The organism is Dyella acidiphila (genome assembly GCF_014863405.1).
In the GTDB taxonomy this organism is placed as follows: domain Bacteria; phylum Pseudomonadota; class Gammaproteobacteria; order Xanthomonadales; family Rhodanobacteraceae; genus Dyella_B; species Dyella_B acidiphila.
The window spans coordinates 1-16,546 of the sequence record NZ_JACZZA010000010.1 but is presented as its reverse complement, the minus strand read 5'-3'; the positions used below and the strand labels follow the sequence as shown (position 1 = coordinate 16,546).

At 61.5% G+C, this 16,546-nt stretch carries 14 protein-coding genes; 8 read left to right on the top strand and 6 right to left on the bottom strand.

The genetic code is table 11. The features are described from left to right. Window positions 1-119 precede the first annotated feature (119 nt). The 4 genes from IGX34_RS15515 (at window position 120) to IGX34_RS15500 (ending at window position 6,199) form a co-directional block, all read left to right on the top strand. Window positions 120-1,508 (top strand): APC family permease, encoded by a 1,389-nt coding sequence (locus tag IGX34_RS15515; RefSeq protein WP_192556638.1) that lies wholly within the window; start codon window positions 120-122, stop codon window positions 1,506-1,508. A 37-nt stretch (window positions 1,509-1,545) separates the two neighbouring features. Next, the gene (locus IGX34_RS15510; RefSeq protein WP_225737507.1) at window positions 1,546-4,242 is read left to right on the top strand and encodes a glycoside hydrolase family 2 protein; all 2,697 of its coding nucleotides are present in this window, start codon (window positions 1,546-1,548) and stop codon (window positions 4,240-4,242) included. A gap of 16 nt (window positions 4,243-4,258) precedes the next feature. Beyond that, a complete protein-coding gene (locus IGX34_RS15505; protein WP_192556636.1) occupies window positions 4,259-5,272 on the top strand; it encodes a LacI family DNA-binding transcriptional regulator in 1,014 nt (337 codons plus the stop codon). A gap of 81 nt (window positions 5,273-5,353) precedes the next feature. Next, window positions 5,354-6,199 (top strand): sulfotransferase family protein, encoded by an 846-nt coding sequence (locus tag IGX34_RS15500; RefSeq protein ID WP_192556635.1) that lies wholly within the window; start codon window positions 5,354-5,356, stop codon window positions 6,197-6,199. A 31-nt stretch (window positions 6,200-6,230) separates the two neighbouring features. Here the strand turns inward: IGX34_RS15500 and IGX34_RS15495 are convergent, their stop codons facing one another. The 4 genes from IGX34_RS15495 to IGX34_RS15480 form a co-directional block, all read right to left on the bottom strand. Then, window positions 6,231-9,050 (bottom strand): type 2 lanthipeptide synthetase LanM family protein, encoded by a 2,820-nt coding sequence (locus IGX34_RS15495; protein ID WP_192556634.1) that lies wholly within the window; start codon window positions 9,048-9,050, stop codon window positions 6,231-6,233. A gap of 94 nt (window positions 9,051-9,144) precedes the next feature. Then, window positions 9,145-9,336 carry a DUF6229 family protein gene (locus tag IGX34_RS15490; protein ID WP_192556633.1) on the bottom strand — a complete coding sequence of 64 codons (192 nt, stop codon included), beginning with the start codon at window positions 9,334-9,336 and terminating at the stop codon, window positions 9,145-9,147. 77 nt (window positions 9,337-9,413) lie between these two features. Then, window positions 9,414-9,608 carry a DUF6229 family protein gene (locus IGX34_RS15485; RefSeq protein WP_192556632.1) on the bottom strand — a complete coding sequence of 65 codons (195 nt, stop codon included), beginning with the start codon at window positions 9,606-9,608 and terminating at the stop codon, window positions 9,414-9,416. Window positions 9,609-10,016: 408 nt separating this feature from the next. Then, window positions 10,017-10,520: a hypothetical protein gene (locus IGX34_RS15480; protein WP_192556631.1), complete on the bottom strand. Its 504-nt coding sequence runs from the start codon at window positions 10,518-10,520 to the stop codon at window positions 10,017-10,019. 354 nt (window positions 10,521-10,874) lie between these two features. On the opposite strand from IGX34_RS15480, the gene IGX34_RS15475 reads away from it, so the two are divergent. The 4 genes from IGX34_RS15475 (at window position 10,875) to IGX34_RS15460 (ending at window position 15,314) form a co-directional block, all read left to right on the top strand. Then, the gene (locus IGX34_RS15475; RefSeq protein WP_192556630.1) at window positions 10,875-11,714 is read left to right on the top strand and encodes an SAM-dependent methyltransferase; all 840 of its coding nucleotides are present in this window, start codon (window positions 10,875-10,877) and stop codon (window positions 11,712-11,714) included. A 189-nt stretch (window positions 11,715-11,903) separates the two neighbouring features. Then, a complete protein-coding gene (locus tag IGX34_RS15470; RefSeq protein WP_192556629.1) occupies window positions 11,904-12,209 on the top strand; it encodes a hypothetical protein in 306 nt (101 codons plus the stop codon). 56 nt (window positions 12,210-12,265) lie between these two features. Beyond that, entirely contained in the window at window positions 12,266-14,014 is a 1,749-nt protein-coding gene (locus IGX34_RS15465; protein ID WP_192556628.1) for a sensor domain-containing diguanylate cyclase, read from the top strand. Between the two features lie 421 nt (window positions 14,015-14,435). Next, window positions 14,436-15,314, top strand: coding sequence for a hypothetical protein (locus tag IGX34_RS15460; RefSeq protein WP_338015488.1), 879 nt, complete (start codon window positions 14,436-14,438; stop codon window positions 15,312-15,314). Between the two features lie 98 nt (window positions 15,315-15,412). On the opposite strand, the gene IGX34_RS15455 is transcribed toward IGX34_RS15460, so the two are convergent. Beyond that, the gene (locus IGX34_RS15455; protein WP_274380832.1) at window positions 15,413-15,691 is read right to left on the bottom strand and encodes a helix-turn-helix transcriptional regulator; all 279 of its coding nucleotides are present in this window, start codon (window positions 15,689-15,691) and stop codon (window positions 15,413-15,415) included. A gap of 26 nt (window positions 15,692-15,717) precedes the next feature. Then, the gene (locus tag IGX34_RS15450) at window positions 15,718-16,329 is read right to left on the bottom strand and encodes a hypothetical protein (protein ID WP_192556627.1); all 612 of its coding nucleotides are present in this window, start codon (window positions 16,327-16,329) and stop codon (window positions 15,718-15,720) included. Window positions 16,330-16,546 lie beyond the last annotated feature (217 nt).

The window sequence follows — 16,546 nt, the reverse complement described above, 5'->3', positions numbered from 1 at the left end:
GGGAAGGGGTGAGGTGTTGCTCTTGAGCAGCCGTGCTTCAATCAGCAACGCAGCAACGCAGCAACGCAGCAACGCAGTTCCGCACCATTCCAACCGTGCATCATTAAAGCAAGGCTGACATGCAGCATCCCCAAACCACTCGATCCGCCCGCGACGGCCACTTCCACCGCTCCATTGGCCTGTTCTCAGCCACGGCGATCAACATGACCCAGATGTGCGGCATCGGGCCGTTCATCACCATCCCGATCATGCTGGCCACCATGGGCGGTCCGCAGGCGGTGCTCGGCTGGATCGCCGGGGCTATTCTCGCAGTGGCCGACGGCATGGTCTGGGCCGAACTGGGCGCGGCCATGCCCGGTTCCGGCGGCACTTATGTCTATCTGCGCGAAGCCTTCCAGTACCGCACCGGCAAGCTGATGCCGTTCCTGTTTATCTGGACAGTGCTGCTGACGATTCCGCTGCTGATGTCGACCGGCATCATCGGCATGGTCGAGTACCTGGAGTTCTTTTTCCCGCACATGGGCTGGTGGCCGGTACACCTGGTCAGCGTGGCCGCGACCGGCCTGGTCACCTTGCTGCTGTACCGGCGGATCGAATCGATTCGCACCATCACCATCGCGCTGTGGGTGATCATGCTGCTGTCGGTCATCGGTGTTACCGCAGCGGGCTTTTCGGATTTCCATGCGAGCTATGCCTTCAGCTATCCGCACGGCATGTTCGGCGGGCACTTTTTCATAGGGCTGGGCGCGGGGCTGATTCTCGGTATCTACGATTACCTGGGCTATTCCACCACCGCCTACATGGGCGACGAACTGCGCAATCCGGGCCGCACCATGCCAGGCTCCATCATCGTGTCAGTGATCGCGATGATGTGCGTATACCTCGCGCTCAATATCAGCGTGCTCGGCGTGGCGCCGTGGCAGGACATCGCCAAGTCGCAATCGGTGGCCTCATTAGTGGTGGAGCGCAGCTGGGGACATACGGCGGCGGCGCTGATGACCGTCCTGATCATCATCACCGCCTTCGCCTCGGTATTTGCCGGCCTGCTGGGCGGCTCGCGCGTGCCGTTCCAGGCGGCGCACGAAAAGGTGTTCCTGTCGGTATTCGGCAAGCTGCATACGAAGCACGGCTTTCCCCATGTGGCGCTGCTCACCATGGGCGTGGTGACGGCGATCGGCACGTTCTTCGACTTGACTGAAGTGATCAATATGCTGCTGGCCGCGAGCATCATCGTGCAGTCCGTTGCGCAGATCGCGGCGCTGGCGGTGTTGCGCAGGCGCCAGCCCATGCTCGAGCGGCCGTATAAGCAGTGGCTATATCCGGTGCCGTGCGCGATCGCGCTGCTGGGCTGGATCTACGTGTACGTATCGGCTTCTGTCTTGTCGCTGCTGCTGTCCGGCGCCTGGATCGTCGCCGGCCTGGTGGTGTTTGCGATCTGGGCCAAGGTCAATCGATCCTGGCCGTTCGCACCCGTGGAAATTCGCGAAGCCTATCTTGAGAATCACTGACGCCATGCGAATCCTCACTCAATCCATGCTCCTGACGATGGCGGCGCTCGCAGCTTCGGCAGGCCTGTCGCCCGCTCATGCCGCAAACGCTTACGCGCCAACCCAGGTACATGGCGGCGCGGGTTCGATCACGGCCGTCGCCAATTGGCAGATCCAGTCCAGCGACAAGGCGCAGCAAGCCGGTGCCGAGATCTCCCGTGCCGGCTTTTCCACCGATGGCTGGTATCCGGTCAGCGGCCGCGCCACGGTGATGGCAGGTTTGCTGGAGAATGGCGTTTACAAAGATGTGTTCTACAGCGACAACCTGCGCGCGGTGCAGGTACCCGATGCCAGCGGCAACCTGTTCGTGAATCCGTGGTGGTATCGCAGCGAGTTCGCGCTTGCCGACGGTGCTCGCTCGCTGCACACCTTGCTGCGCACCAACGGCATGATCGCGAGTGCCGACCTGTGGGTGAACGGGCATCTCGTCGCCGATCATGCGAACGTCGCCGGTGCTTATCCGGTGCAGGAATTCGACGTAACGCCGTGGGTGCACGCCGGCGGTAACGTTCTTGCGCTGAATGTGCATCCGGGGGATCCGCGCCGGAGTCTTTCGATCGGCTGGGTCGATTGGAACCCCACGCCGCCGGACAACAATATGGGCCCGTGGCGGGGCGTGGATATCGTGCAGACCGGCCCGGTGGAGCTGCGCTTCCCGCAGGTAAGCTCGGCGCTGTCGCTCCCCGATCTTGCCCACGCCGCCCTGACCGTCAAAGTGGAAGTACGCAATCTCGATACGGTAGCGCACGAAGCAACGGTTAGCGGCGTGGTGGCCGGTGTTTCATTGCGCAAGACGATCCAGCTCGCTCCCAATCAGACGCAGACCGTATCGTTTACGCCCAGCACCGATCCGGGCCTGGACCTGAGCCATCCGAAAGTGTGGTGGCCGATCGGCATGGGCGAGCACCCGCTGTATACCTTGCAGATGACCGCCACGGTCGATGGCGCAACCTCCGATCAGGCCGATGCAACATTCGGCATACGCAGCGTCAGCTCCAAGCTCACCGCGCAGGGCTATCGCCTGTTCTTCGTCAATGGCAAGCCGGTCTTGATTCGCGGTGGCGGCTGGGCGCCGGATATGTTTCTGCGCGACGATCCGCAGCGCATGGAGACTGAATTCAGCTACGTGCAGAACCTCGGGCTGAACACGATCCGCAGCGAAGGCAAGCTGGAAAACGCGCGCTTCTACGATCTCGCCGACCGTTACGGCATCATGATCCTGGCCGGCTGGGAGTGCTGCGACAAGTGGGAATCGGCGGCCAAGACCGGCGGCGCACCGTGGGATGCCGCGGATGAAGCCGTGGCGCAAGCCTCCATGGCCAGCGAAGCGCGCCTGCTGCGCAATCATCCGTCGATAATCGGCTTCCTGATCGGTAGCGATAATGCACCGCCCGCTGCGCTCGCCAAGATGTATGTGGATACCTTGCAGGCACAGGACTGGCAGACACCGATCGTCGCTGCCGCCTCCGACCAGGGCACGGCCGAGACCGGTTCCTCCGGTATGAAGATGGCCGGACCTTACGACTGGATTCCGCCGGTGTACTGGTATGCGGACAAGCTGGGTGGCGCTTTTGGCTTCGATTCGGAAGTAAGCGCCGGTGCCGATATCCCGCGGCTGGAAGACCTGACCCAGATGCTGTCACCACCGGAACTGGAAACCTTGTGGAAATACCCGCAGCTGCGGCAATACCACGCTTCTGCGGACTGGTCGCCGTTCGCACGCATCGAGCCGTTCGATACGGCGCTGGCTGCACGCTATGGCGCCGTGAAAAATCTTGCGGATTACGTGGCCAAGGCCCAGCTCGACAATTACGACAACGTTCGCGCCCAGTTCGAAGCATTCAATGCGCACATGGATGCCGCCAAGCCATCCACCGGCGTGATCTACTGGATGCTCAACAATGCGTGGCCGTCGCTGCACTGGCATCTGTACGACTACTTCTTGAATCCGGCCGGCGCCTACTTCGGCGCGAAGAAGGCCAACGAGCCGCTGCATATTCAATATTCCTATGACACCGGCGCGATCGTGCTGGTCAACCAGACCCTTACCGATGAGCATGGCTTGCAGGCGAATATCCATGTGCGCAACCTGGATGGCAGCGTGCAATACGAGAAGCACCTGCAAGACATCGACCTCGAAGGCAACCACACGCAGCAGCTGACCGTGCTGCCGGCGCTCCCGCGTTTGTCACGGACCTATTTCGTCGAACTCGAACTGGCTTCCGCCGACGGCAAGCCGCTCAGCCGCAACGTGTATTGGCTTTCCACCCAGGCCGACCAGCTCGACTGGCCGCATTCGAACTGGTATCTCACGCCGGTGACGCACTATGCAGACCTGACCGCCTTGCAATCCTTGCCCGCCACGGCAAGCGAGGTTCACGCCACGCTGCAGCAAGCGGGCGGCGAGAACACGGTGAGCGTGACGCTTACGCTGCCGGCGTCATCCAAAGCCGTGGCGCTGTTCCAGCATCTTGCGATCCGGCGCGCCGCCGGCGGCCAGCTGGCGCTGCCGGTGCTGTGGAGTGACAATGATGTAACGCTATGGCCCGGCGAATCGCTGACCCTGACCGCGCATTACGCCGGGCAGGGGAGTGCGCCGCCGGTCATCGAAGTGAGCGGATGGAACGTTCCCACCCGGAACGTACCGGTAGCCGTCGAGCACCGGACCGATGCTGCGCAGGAACCGACGCATTGAACCAGGCCAGACTTGCATGACGCGTGTGACCATCAGCGACGTCGCCCGCACCGTGGGGACGTCGAAAAAAACCATTTCGCGGGTGCTCAATAACGATCCCAACGTGAGTGAGTCCCTGCGCCAGCGGGTGCTTTCCGTCGTGGCGGAGCTCAACTATCGGCCGCTCACCTCGGCACGCAGCCTGGCGGCCAATCGCTCCTTCATGATCGGCCTGCTGTACGACAACCGCTCGCCCAGCTACATCATGGAAGTACAGGCCGGCGTGCTGGAAGCCTGCGAGGCCCAGCACTACAGCATGATGGTGCAGCCGCTGGTCTCCACCGCCGCCGACTTCGTCGAGCGAGTCGAGGACATCCTCACGCGGCACCAGCCCGACGGCCTGATCCTGACGCCGCCGCTCACCGACCATCCACAGCTGCTGGCCTGCCTGCACAAGCACGACCTGCCGTTCGCCTCGATCGCACCGCGCCAGCCGGAAAACTGCATCGGCGTGATGCTGCGCGAGCGCGAGGCGGCCGCGGCCATGGTGGAGCACCTGGTATCGCTCGGTCATCGCCGCATCGCGCACATTCTGGGCGATCCGGAGCATGGCGCCGGTATCTGGCGCATGGCCGGCTATCGCGATGGGCTCAAGCGGGCAGGGCTGGAAGAAGACTCCACTTATATGGTGCAGGGCCGCTTTTCCTTCGAATCGGGCGTGGACGCCATGCGCCAGCTGCTGGCCTTGCCGCAGCGGCCAACCGCGATCTTTGCAGCCGACGACGATATGGCGGTGGGCGCGATCTGGGCCGCGGCCGAAGCGGGCGTGGCGGTGCCGCGCGATATTTCCATTTGCGGCTTCGACGATACGACCATCGCCACGCAGGTGTGGCCGCCGCTCACCACCATCCACCAGCCGGTGCGCGAGATGGGCCGGCGCGCCACCCAGGAACTGCTGTTGCGCGTACTCAACAAGGGCGAGGCCAGGATGGTCGAGGTCGACTACAAGATGTGCATCCGCGCCTCCACTGCGCCTACCGCACAGCCCTGATCGCGTACCATCCGGCATAGCCCCCAAAGAGGGCGCCGCGTTTTAGCCATTTGCCGTATCGACCCAGAGGAGAGTGCCCGCATGCCAGCCGCACCGGAGGTCGCCAAGCCAGGCCGGAAGTTCCATTTCATTTCGGGGCTGCCACGCTCGGGCAGCACGCTGCTGGCCGCCATCCTCAACCAGAACCCGCGCTTTCGCGCCGGCATGACCAGCCCGCTGGCCGACATCATGGGCATGGTGATCGCCGAGGCCAGCAGCAAAAACGACTTTTCCTTCGACGTCTCCGACGAACAGCGCGTTGCCATGCTGCGCGGCCTGGTCCACAACTTCTACGAAGGCTATGGCGACGCCGATCTCGTATTCGACACCAGCCGGCTGTGGTGCAGCCGCATGTCTCTGCTCGATACCTTGTTCCCGCAGGCCAAGGTCATCGCCTGCGTGCGGCAGTTGTCATGGGTGCTGGACAGCATGGAGCGGCTTGTGCGCAAACAGCCGGTCGGCGTCAGCAAGGTGTTCCGCTTCGATACCAATACCACCGTGTATTCGCGCATCGAGGCGCTGACCGATCCGCGCGGCATGGTGGGCTTCGCCTTCCAGGCCACCAAGGATGCGTTCTATGGCCAGTACGCGCCGGGGCATTTATTGCTGCTGACCTATGAAAGCCTGGTGCGCAACCCGGCTGCGGCGATGCGCGCGGTATACCAGTTTATCGGCGAGCCCTGGTTCGAGCACGACTTCGACCATATTGCCTATAACGCCGATGAATTCGATGCGCGGGTGGGCATGCCTGGGCTGCATACCGTAAGGCCGAAGGTCGAGCCGGTGGAGCGGGCTTCGATCCTGCCGCGGGAAATCTTCGGACGTTTCGTCAATGAATCGTTCTGGATGGATCCGAAGAACAATATCAGCCAGGTGCCGATTGTGTAGGACGGGGGCGGCAGGCCATCGCGCCCAGCCGTCATTCCAATAGCAGTGGCGAGGGCAGCGTACATTCCGGATGCAATCGGCTCAGTCCGTGCACGGCGCCCGCAAGCCCGTTCATCAAGCCCGGTGTAAACGCGGCGCGCGCTCTGCCGGTGACAATGCCGCGCTGCTCTTCGATCGACGAAATAACATGCGCCGCCGATTCGGTCAGGTCTTCGGCGCAAGCAACGGGATCGAGCGCAGCAGCGCGCATTTGTAGTTCCCACAGCGAAAAATCGCCATGGCACAAGGTGTGGCTGATGCCCCACTTGCCACGCGCTGCCACTGTTGCACGCCGCAGCCGCTGCAGATGGCGCGCATCGCCGCTGCGCGCATAGAGATCCGCCGCCGCAAGGCCGATGCCGACGCTGCCGTTGCACCAGGTATCGTGGCTCTTGTTGAGTTCCGGGTGACGCTTGTCGATCCAGTTGCCGCAGCTTTCTTCGTAGAGCGAATCCTCGAACGCGAACGCGGCGTCGGCCAGCGCACTCCAGCGGCTGCGGTCGGCCGCGCTGCCTGCTGCGGACGCAGCAAGGCGAGCAAGGGCCCAGCCGATGCCGGTGGCGCCATGGGAAAATCCGCCAATTGCCTGCTCGAATCGAGTCATCCAGCGTGCGCCGAGGGCGTCGATTACCGCGGTGTTCTCCAGATGCTCAGCCGCCCGCGCAGCCAATGCCAGCCAGCGTGCATCGCCCGTGGCGTCTGCCAGGCCCAGTAAAGGCACGATGACACCGGCGGCACCGTCGATGATGTCGAAGCCGTCGTCGCCGTGCAGGCCTTTCGCTTCCAGTGCTTCGGCGCTGGCCACGGCGCGCTCGATCAATTCGGGGCGCTGCAGCAGCTCGCGCAATGTCAGCCAGGTCCAGATCTGGGCGCCGTAGCCGGCAAAACCGCCGATATTTCGGGGCGGCTGGATTGCTTCAAGCGCCGTGAGGGTATGCAGGGCGCCATTCAATGCTGCCTCAATGCCTGGCACCGGGTTGGCGCGGCCATCGTGCACTTCGCGCAGGTAGCCGGCGAGCGCGACGGTAACGCCGCCGAGCCCGAAGTAGATATCGCCCTGCAGCGGTTGGATAAACCAGCCTTCCGTCGTGGTTTCCGGCGTAATCCAGGTCACCGAGCCGTCGGCGCCGGACACGGAAAGTTTCAGCAGGCGCTCGACCACATCTGCGGCCAGCTTGCGGCGGCGTGCATCCAACTGCTCGGCATGCGGTGCTTGTGCACGGCAAAGACGGCCATCGCTGACCGGGTCGGGCAGGTTGCCGCGCCGGTTGAGTTCGGTGGTGACCAGCGCGCAGCGAATGGTCAGCTCTTCCAGGTCGATCCGCATCGCGCGCCAGTCCGCCAGGGCGGCATCGATGCGTGAGCGCTTCAATGGAGCCACGAAAACCGGAATATCGCCATACAACAGATCGTCGATCGTGCCGCTGATTTCCGCGGGCGTGGATGCGGTTACCGCAGTAATGGCGGCATTGCGGGAGAAAAGATCGCGGGCGCGCTCGATCGCCTTGGCCTCATCGTGCAGCGATGCCGGATGCCACAGCATGCGGCCAAGCTCCACATACGTCTGCGTGGGCAGCCGAAGATCGCGTACCGGGCAGCCTTCAAAATCCCGCAGCCATGCTTCGAGCACGCCGCTTGCGTCGAGGTCGCGCAGGATATGGGAGGCCGCCAGGAATCCCTCGCTTATCTGGCTCCAATAAGCGGAAACCTGGGGAAGGGCACTCGGATGATTCTGGGCATGGACGATATCGGTATCGACCAGCTTTAACCGCGCCTCGGTGGTGCCCGCATCGACGATTACGGGAATCTGCACCTTCGGCTGCTGATTGGGCAGCGCGCCGGCCGCCGAAAGATCGGCGCCGTCGAAGCCCGCATCCGAGGCACGGAAGGGCACTATGCCAGTGCGCAAAACAGAGCCGGCGATCAGCATCTGCGCAGCATCGTGCGCCAGGCCGCCACCGGAAGCGGCCGGTTTCGGAATTACGGCGAACAGGCTTTCGGCATCGATAACCACCGGCATCGGGCCGGCAGCAATCAGGTTTTCGTGATGAATATCGGTACCACCGAGCAAGCGCAGTACTGCCAGCCAATGGCCGAGCCGCAGATAAAACGCCTGCAGCTCCTGCTCGCCTTCGCAATAGCGATGGACGACGAAAGAAACCCAGCCGTAATGGCCCCGGTCAATGACCTCGGGCACGCGGATGCGCTCGTTGATTTCGCCGAATACGCGCTGCAAAAAGCTATCCAGCGCCATATCGACACGCAGCGAGCGCGGCTTGTACATAATCTCGCCGGCTTCCAGCGACAGCCGTGCCACCGTGTGGCCACCGGCATGGAGATCGCCTTGCCCCAGGCTCAGCGCCATGAGGCGCCCGGCCGCACGACCGAAGAAGTGCGTCAGCAAGGCGCGATCGGTGGCCAGGCGAGAGGCGAGGGCCTCGATCGCGCCGGCTTGCTGTTCGAGAGATCGCTGCAGGCGCCGATGCAAGGCCGGATAACGTTGATCCAGGTGATCGGTAAATTCGGCTTGCTGCGCATAGTCGACAAATTGATCGTGGCGATCCGTATCGCTTTCCGCAGTCAGCTGGCCGCATCGATTGGCCGCATGCAATTCCAGCAGCAGTACGCGATTTAGCTTGAGTCGTGCGTTGGCACGCAGCGCTTCGTCGGCAGCCTTGCGGATCAGCAATACTTCCCCGGCATCGAGTCCCGCCATCGCAGCCAGGCGTTTGCCCAACGCAGTGCGCACGGTAGCGGTGAAATGCTCGAACACGGGCGCGAAGGCATCGGGTGTAAGGGTCTCGGCCATCATGTGCTTCGAATCGCCTTCCTGCGATGACGCAATGGGAATAGGGAGCGGCCAGCACACAGCGCGGATCCAGCTGTGTGCTGGCCCGGATGCAAGATCAGCAGCAAATGCAACCCGATGCGCAGGATTGCGTCGTCTTCTGGGTCGTGAAAATCGCGGCCGCCGACTGGCCGGTCATCTTTTCTTCGGCGGAACTATCAAGGTAAAGCGGGCCGGCCGGATTATCCTGGCCGCCGCAGTTATCCGAACCATCGAGCCAACCGGAAACAACATCATCATGCTGTTGCATGGCTGAAAACTCCTGTGCAGGTCACGGAAAAGCCAACACACAGCCAGAACTGGCTGTGCGTTGGCCCGATCGGAAAATCAGCAACAAGCGCAGCCGGAAGCGCAGGACTGCGTGGTCTTCAGCATGGTGTCGATCATTTCGGCACCCGCTTGAGCCGTCATCTTTTGCTCCGTGGCGTTATCCACGTAGAGCGAGCCGGCCGGGTTGTCATAACCGGCGACGCAATCGTCGCCATTAAGCCAGCCGGAAACTACCTCATCATTCTGTTGCATAGCTGAACTCCTTTGCAGGTCATAGAGAAAGGAATTCGGTAACAGTTTCGATACCCGCGGGCACCGACAAGCTGCCCCGAATGCTAGCGTTCAAAATGTACGCGGCGGGCTATATCCCAAGCAGGGATCCATGACTCTCACGCATTTGTTTCCCCCGGGCGGACGCCGCCTGATTACCATGAGCCGGGATATGTGTAGACGGCGTATAGATACGGCCGAAACTCATAAGCGGGACGCAAAGAGTTGCCGGGTGGGACGTGCGTGTACCAGGTTGGGGCCTGAAATTGCCGGTCACCGGGCTGAAACCTTGCCTGTCTTAATAGAGGATCCGCCGGCCAGAGACATCGGTAGGGAGGCATGCTGAGTCGCAGTCCTGGGGATGCCCCGCCCGGAAAGTGCGCGCCGGAATCAGGACCACCATTTCAGTTCGCGCGATGTGCGGTCGCCGGGAATGCCAGAGAACCAATCCCAGAACGCGTCGTCGTAGTTCATAAATGGAAGGATGATTGGCTTCGCCTTCGGATGGCGGGAGCGTATGGCGATGTAAAGCCACTTGACCCTTCCTATGCTGCATTCGGCGATGTCTTTGCGGTACGTGGATTGCGTGCTGGAGAACATTTGGGTAATGGTGAGCTTGGTTGCCGTCAGCGTCACGCGCTTGGGCGCTATGACGGACTTGACTGCAGCAACCAGGCAAGCCAGCAGCACCAGGGCGATCAGCACAAACGCAATCCGTTGCCCGGTGTCGTGCTGTGACGCGCCTATTTGGATGATGCCGCGAAACATGAAAAGAAAGGCGATGGCTAAACCCGCCCGCCACAAACGAAAGGAAATGGGCGTGGCGTAGCTTCGCGGATACGTGCCTGGGTTGAGCGCGCTCGTGCCGGGCGGCAGATAAGCTTTTTCTTCCACAATGCGCCCCCCGGTTCATCGCTGATGAGCGCGCATTATGTAGCGGCTTTTCTGCCAGCAGAACTTCTGAAAGTGCGTTGAGCTACTAAGGATATGCTTACTTTTTAGTCATAAGTAATTGATTTTTATATATTACATAATGCGGCGATTTGTTTCCCCATAAGGCTCCTGCTGCCTTGGAACGGCCGCATCCGCTGGCGTGCGTAGATGACGGGTTATGCAGGGCGGTGGAAAAACCCAGATAGCAGCGATGCGGGTCGGTGAAACGGTATATTCGCCGTTCGCCAGCGCCGAAACGGAATATCGGCGCGCGGCCGCGGGCGCCATTCCACATTAACTTCCTGGATATCTGCTATGACATCTGTATCACCGGCCAAACCCGCAGACGCCGAAACACGCGGCAGCATCGCCTGTGTGGGGCTGGGCATGACGCTGGGTTCGCATCTCTCGCCGTTGTCGCGCAGCTATATCCAGCAGGCCGACGTGGTGTTCGCGGCGCTTTCCGACGCCATTGTGGAGGTGTGGCTGGAACACATGCACCCGGATGTGCGCAGCTTGCAGCCGTATTATGGCGATGGCAAAAACAAGTCGCGCGCAGTGACCTATCGCGAATGGGTCGAGGTGATGATGGACGAGATACGGGCCGGCAAACGGGTTTGCGCCGTGTTTTATGGCCATCCCGGCATCTTCGCCTGGTCGCCGCATGAAGTGATCAAAGTGGCCCGTGCGGAGGGTTTCCAGGCCCATATGGAGCCAGGTATCTCAGCCGAGGACTGCCTCTATGCGGACCTGGGCATCGATCCCGGCCGCCTCGGCTGCCAGCATTACGAGGCCGGCCAGTTGCTGTTCTACGACACGCCGATCAATCCCAGTGCCTGCCTGGTGCTGTGGCAGGTGGGCCTGGTCGGCGACCGCTCAATGGCGCGTTTTTCCACCGGCCCCGAGTACCGGCAAGTGCTGGTGGATGTGCTGAGCCGGGATTACCCGCTGGACCATGAGGTCATCATTTATCGCGGCGCCACCTTGCCGATCGAGCAGCCGCGCATTCGCCATGTGACCCTGCGTGACCTGCCCGCGGTGGACGTGAGCGCCGAGGAAACCGTGGTGCTGCAGCCGGCATCGCCGCTGCGCCCCAATCATGCGGTACGCAAGCGGCTGGCTGCGCTGGATCAGGCCATGGCGTCGGCTAGCTAGCGCCGCGGGGGTGCCGTCATGCGCCTTGCCGATCGGTGGTAGGCTATATAGCGGTGTTTGGGGGCGCCGCGTTGTGATGAGATTCCGAGCTGTGCGCCCACTTGCATGCGGCGACCTCGCCCTTGGAGATGCATTTCATCGCCTCCAGCGGGGTGAATGATTCATCCACAACAGGAGCAGGGGATAAATATGTCCAAGACGATTGAGCTGCTGGAGCGCATCGGGCAGGACGCATCGTTGCGTCACGCTTCGCCGGAAGATCTGGCGCAGGTGCTCGGCGAATTGAATGCCAGCGAAGGCCTGAAAGTGGCAGCGGCATCCGGTGACAAGGATGGCCTCATCCATGAGCTCGGGCCCAAGCATCACCCGATGAACCCCCCTAACAACCCCGGTCATGGCGGCTGCGATCCCTGCGAAGACGATCCGGATAACGTGCCGCAGCATGACGAAGACGAAGCGGATAAGGCGCATTCGCCTCCGGACCATAAGCGATAACCGATTAGCCTTCGATGGTACGTGGTGTGTCGCTTGGCCTGGCAGTAGCCGCCGTTATGGCGGCTCTCCTGCTGTGCATGGATGCAAAGTCGGGAACGGCGTCGGTCGATAACGCCCAAGCCGAGGCATGGCTGACGCAGGCTGACGATGCGTGGTCGAATAATATTTCCCGTTTTCGGGTTATTTTGGCGCAATTGCAGCAGCACGAAGATCAGCTCACTTCCACCCAGCGCTGGCATTTCCGACTGCTGAATGCGCAGTTGCTTGCAGACAAGGGTGACTACGCCAAGGCCGAGCCCATCCTGCACGACATCATCGATCACTCGGGCGACTTGCCCTTGTCGATCCGTGCGATGGCGGCGTTGATCCGCGACAAGTTCCTCAATCGCGATTACGTGAGCGCTTATGCGCTGGCCAACACCTTGATGGCTGAACTCCCCAGGGTCGATAACCCGCAGGCGCGCCTGGAAGGCATGGAGGAGGTCATCCTGATGCTGGATCAGACCCCTGTGGGGCAGCACGATCTGGCGTTGGAGTATGCCCGTCAGATGAAGGCATTGCTTCCTTCGGCCAAAGGCCAGTGTTACGCCAACGCGCTCGAAACGCAGTCCATGCTCTATGCGGGCAATTTGGCCTCGACCAGCCCCGCGTTTCAGGCTGCGATTGACCGATGCCTTGCCGCGGGGGAGTCCCTTCAAGCCGATGCGCTGCGCCTGGATCAGGCCTACCAAATGGTCGACGAAGGCCATGCCGATCAGGCCATCGCCTTCTTGCACAGCATTGCCCCCGAGATTGAGGGCACTGACTACACGCCTTATCTTGCCTCGCTGCCCGTTACCCAGGCCCGGGCCTATCTGCGCCTGGGCGACGCAGTCAGGGCGCGAAAATTCGCCCTGGACAGCATTGCCATCACGGGCCCGAACAGTCCGTTGTGGACACTGCAGGACGCCTATGAGGTTCTCTATCAGGCGGAAAAGAAGCAGGGCCATGATGCCGCCGCGCTGGCCTATTACGAAAAGTACGCGGCCCAGAAAACCGCCGCCATGGACAATGCCAAGGCGATTGCCTTGGCCTACCAGACAGTCAGGCAGCAGGTCTTGGCCGCGAAGATGAAGGCGGAGACCCTGGGCAAAGAGAACAAAATTCTCCAGCTTAGCCAGGCCCTGGCGAGCCAGGCGCAGAAAAGCAGCCGGTTGTTCAACGCACTACTGCTGGCGGTGATCGCCTTCTTCGTTCTGGCCATGCTGTGGCTGTGGCGTTCCTGGCGGCGTTTTCGCTGGATGGCGCGACACGACGGCCTGACCCGGGCGTACAACCGCGAACACTTTTTCGCCGAAGCGAGGCGAGCGCTACGGCAGCTGCACAAGGCTGGCGGCGATGCCTGCCTGATCGTGCTGGACCTGGATCATTTCAAACGGGTCAATGACACGCACGGACATGCCGCGGGTGACCAGGTATTACGTTCTGCCGCGATGATTGTTGCCCGCGAACTGCGCCCCACGGATCTACTCGGCCGCTTGGGTGGTGAGGAGTTCGGTATCCTGATATCGGGCTGTTTGCGCGACCAAGGGTTGGAGGCGGCAAATCGCATCCGCAATGCCTTGGCCACGACGCCAGTGATGCTGGATTCCCAGGTGGCCGTCATGGTGTCCGCCAGCTTGGGAATGGCCTGTACCGCCAACTCGAGCTTCACGCTGCGCCAGTTGCTGATCGACGCCGACGCCGCGCTTTATCGGGCCAAGGAGAGTGGCCGCAACCAGGTCTCGATAGATACTTCAGAGATGAAGTCCGCGCTGCCCAGCTAATGGGAGCCGGTGAGCACGCGTCGCCCACAAATTTAGGGGCGCACCCGTTTACGAGCTTCTGACACTCCATACGCATGAAGGCTGTGGGATTTGCACCGGTGGCCCATGGCTCCCGATCGCAAATTAAAACGATTGGCCGAATGCGTTGCGCATTGAATCTGGCCTGATGGGCCCTGATTTCGTTCCAGGCGTTTATTCGAGGAACCTCGGTGAATACGACAGGTCTACTGGGCTGGCTGCAATACGCGCGTGGCTAGTAGCGTTAGTGTTGTGAGAGTAATTAGCGTGAATGAGGCGGGTTATCGAAGCTCCTGGACAGGATCTCGATCAAGTACATGCGCAAGATGCTGCGCGTTGCAAGATTGATACGTACAAAAATCAGGCGCCCTGGTCCACGCGGTCCTTGAATCCGCGGGGTAGGGTGCTGGTGCTGGCCGTAGTGCTGGCGCTACACGCGCTTTTCGCACTGATGATCTGGAATACGATGCGACCGCCCTTGGAGGTTAGAGAGCAGTCGCTAAGCGTGCGTTTGATCGACGTGGCAACACCCGCGAAACAGTTGCCGCCGCCCGCGACTCCCGTCATGGTGTCGCTGGCATCGGCGCCATCGGTGAAACCCAAGCCCACTGAAAAGCCGCATAAAGCGTCGATCGACGCATCGGCTGCAAAGCCCGCGCCAACGCAGACCCCGCCTGACGACAACCCGGATGCCAGCCAGATATTTTCCGCCGACGGCTCGATCCGCCTGCCGCCCGAACATATCCAGTACTCGGCCAACACACCCTCCGAGGTAAAGGCGAGCAAGCCGAAAGACGATCGCCAGATCATGGAGCATACCGACTTCACGCATTACAAGCCGACGCGCTTCAATAAGTATTTCCCGCCGCCGAACGAAACCCTTGGCGGCGCGGTAGGCCGGCATATCGACGATGTGATCAAGGAAATAGCCAAGGACATGTGCGACCCGGAAAAGGCCAGCACGGCTAGTAACTTGTTGTGCGGCGCGCCGCCGATTCCGCCTGATCCGAAGAACACCGACGAACGCCTCAATTTGCCGCCATCGGCATTGGCTGGAGGCGGCACGCCAGCCAAGCCAGTACCGCTTTCAACCTGCATCGATGAATACGGCCAAGGCAAGGGCCTGTCGCAAGGCTGCCCGGTCAATACGGCTGAAATTATTTTCCAGGCGCAAGTGCGCGAGTGCATCGATCTCTATCGGGATGGCAAGCGTCTCAAGACCTGGTGTCCGATCGATACTCCCAAGCGCGCTGCGGCGGAGGCAAGCGCCGGCTCGCATTGATAACCGGTAAGCTCGGGATGCAAGAGTGGGGCCCAGCTGTTGGTTCGTAGCCAGCATCAGTGCAGGGCGATTAGCGCGCCAACAGCGGCAGGCTGATCTCAAGCCACCACTGCCAGGCCCTGCGACGCGCGCAAGCGAGCTATGTCACGCGCCGGCGGTTCTCCAAAGTGGCGGCGATATTCACGACTGAACTGCGTTGGGCTTTCGTAACCCACGCGGAAGGCGGCAGTCGTAGCGTCGATGTCCTGCACCAGCATCAGGCTGCGCGCGTCCTGCAGCCTGAGCTGCTTCTGAAATTGAAGCGGCGTCATCGCCGTCACCGCACGAAAATGCTCGTACAGGCTCGACGTGCTCATGCCCGCTTCCGCGGCAAGCAACTTGCTGAAACGGCGGACCTGATTCGCTATGGGCTTGGCGCAGACGTTTCCTGGCGGACGACATCGAAACGCAATCCAGACCAGCCCGGGCCTTTGCCTGCTCCTGATTTACGCGCGAGCCATAGAAGCGTATTTCCATCGGCGGATCGTGCACGACGGAAATAGCGATCGGCGAGTACGCCGGATCGCGGAACCACATGATCGAGCAGGAAAAACGGCGTGCCCGGGTCGAGCAATTCCGCACGGGCGGTAACGGTATACGGTCCGCTGGTGGTGGGAATGATCATGGTGCCTCGGCGTAGATACAAAGCGCCGTCGGGGGCCTGTTCGGGCACCATGGGAATCCAGTTGTTGGGTGCGGGTATTTCCAGCGTGTAGTAGATCTGTGGTCCATTTGCGGTGGCTTGCGGTGGCGGCGGCACGGGATTGGCTTTCAGCCAGCGCAAATAAGCTTCTTGGCCATCGACCGCTTTATCCAGATCGCCTTGCAGTTGATTTTCAACGGCCCATGCCATCGCCGCCATGTCGTCGCGCAGGAACTGCACTTCTTCAATGGCATCGGCTTCCTCGGCCACGCCAAGCGTGGGCGCGAGCACGATGAAATCGGAGCGCACGCCGTTGCCCGAAAGCTTGAACATCGACCACGGCGTGTCGCCTGCGTTGACGGTGGTGTCTTCCGAAGGGCGAATCAGCGTACGAATGCCGAACGTGTCGGTTGAGTGGCCTGCACTAACTGGTCCAGATGTAGGGTTAGTTTAAGCAGCGAGCTTCAGATGTACATCCTGGATGGCTGGCAGGACAGCTTCAGGAGCCGGTGGCCGATAATTCAACGCGCTATGCGGCCGAACCGTGTTG

Bases quoted from the DNA above. Each gene is read 5' to 3' on its own strand.
- IGX34_RS15475 (WP_192556630.1), top strand. From the start codon at position 10,875: ATGACATCTGTATCACCGGCCAAACCCGCAGACGCCGAAACACGCGGC.
- IGX34_RS15485 (WP_192556632.1), bottom strand. From the start codon at position 9,608: ATGCAACAGAATGATGAGGTAGTTTCCGGCTGGCTTAATGGCGACGAT.
- IGX34_RS15465 (WP_192556628.1), top strand. From the start codon at position 12,266: ATGGCGGCTCTCCTGCTGTGCATGGATGCAAAGTCGGGAACGGCGTCG.
- IGX34_RS15515 (WP_192556638.1), top strand. From the start codon at position 120: ATGCAGCATCCCCAAACCACTCGATCCGCCCGCGACGGCCACTTCCAC.
- IGX34_RS15470 (WP_192556629.1), top strand. From the start codon at position 11,904: ATGTCCAAGACGATTGAGCTGCTGGAGCGCATCGGGCAGGACGCATCG.
- IGX34_RS15505 (WP_192556636.1), top strand. From the start codon at position 4,259: ATGACGCGTGTGACCATCAGCGACGTCGCCCGCACCGTGGGGACGTCG.
- IGX34_RS15450 (WP_192556627.1), bottom strand. From the start codon at position 16,329: ATGTTCAAGCTTTCGGGCAACGGCGTGCGCTCCGATTTCATCGTGCTC.
- IGX34_RS15495 (WP_192556634.1), bottom strand. From the start codon at position 9,050: ATGATGGCCGAGACCCTTACACCCGATGCCTTCGCGCCCGTGTTCGAG.
- IGX34_RS15510 (WP_225737507.1), top strand. From the start codon at position 1,546: ATGGCGGCGCTCGCAGCTTCGGCAGGCCTGTCGCCCGCTCATGCCGCA.
- IGX34_RS15500 (WP_192556635.1), top strand. From the start codon at position 5,354: ATGCCAGCCGCACCGGAGGTCGCCAAGCCAGGCCGGAAGTTCCATTTC.
- IGX34_RS15490 (WP_192556633.1), bottom strand. From the start codon at position 9,336: ATGCAACAGCATGATGATGTTGTTTCCGGTTGGCTCGATGGTTCGGAT.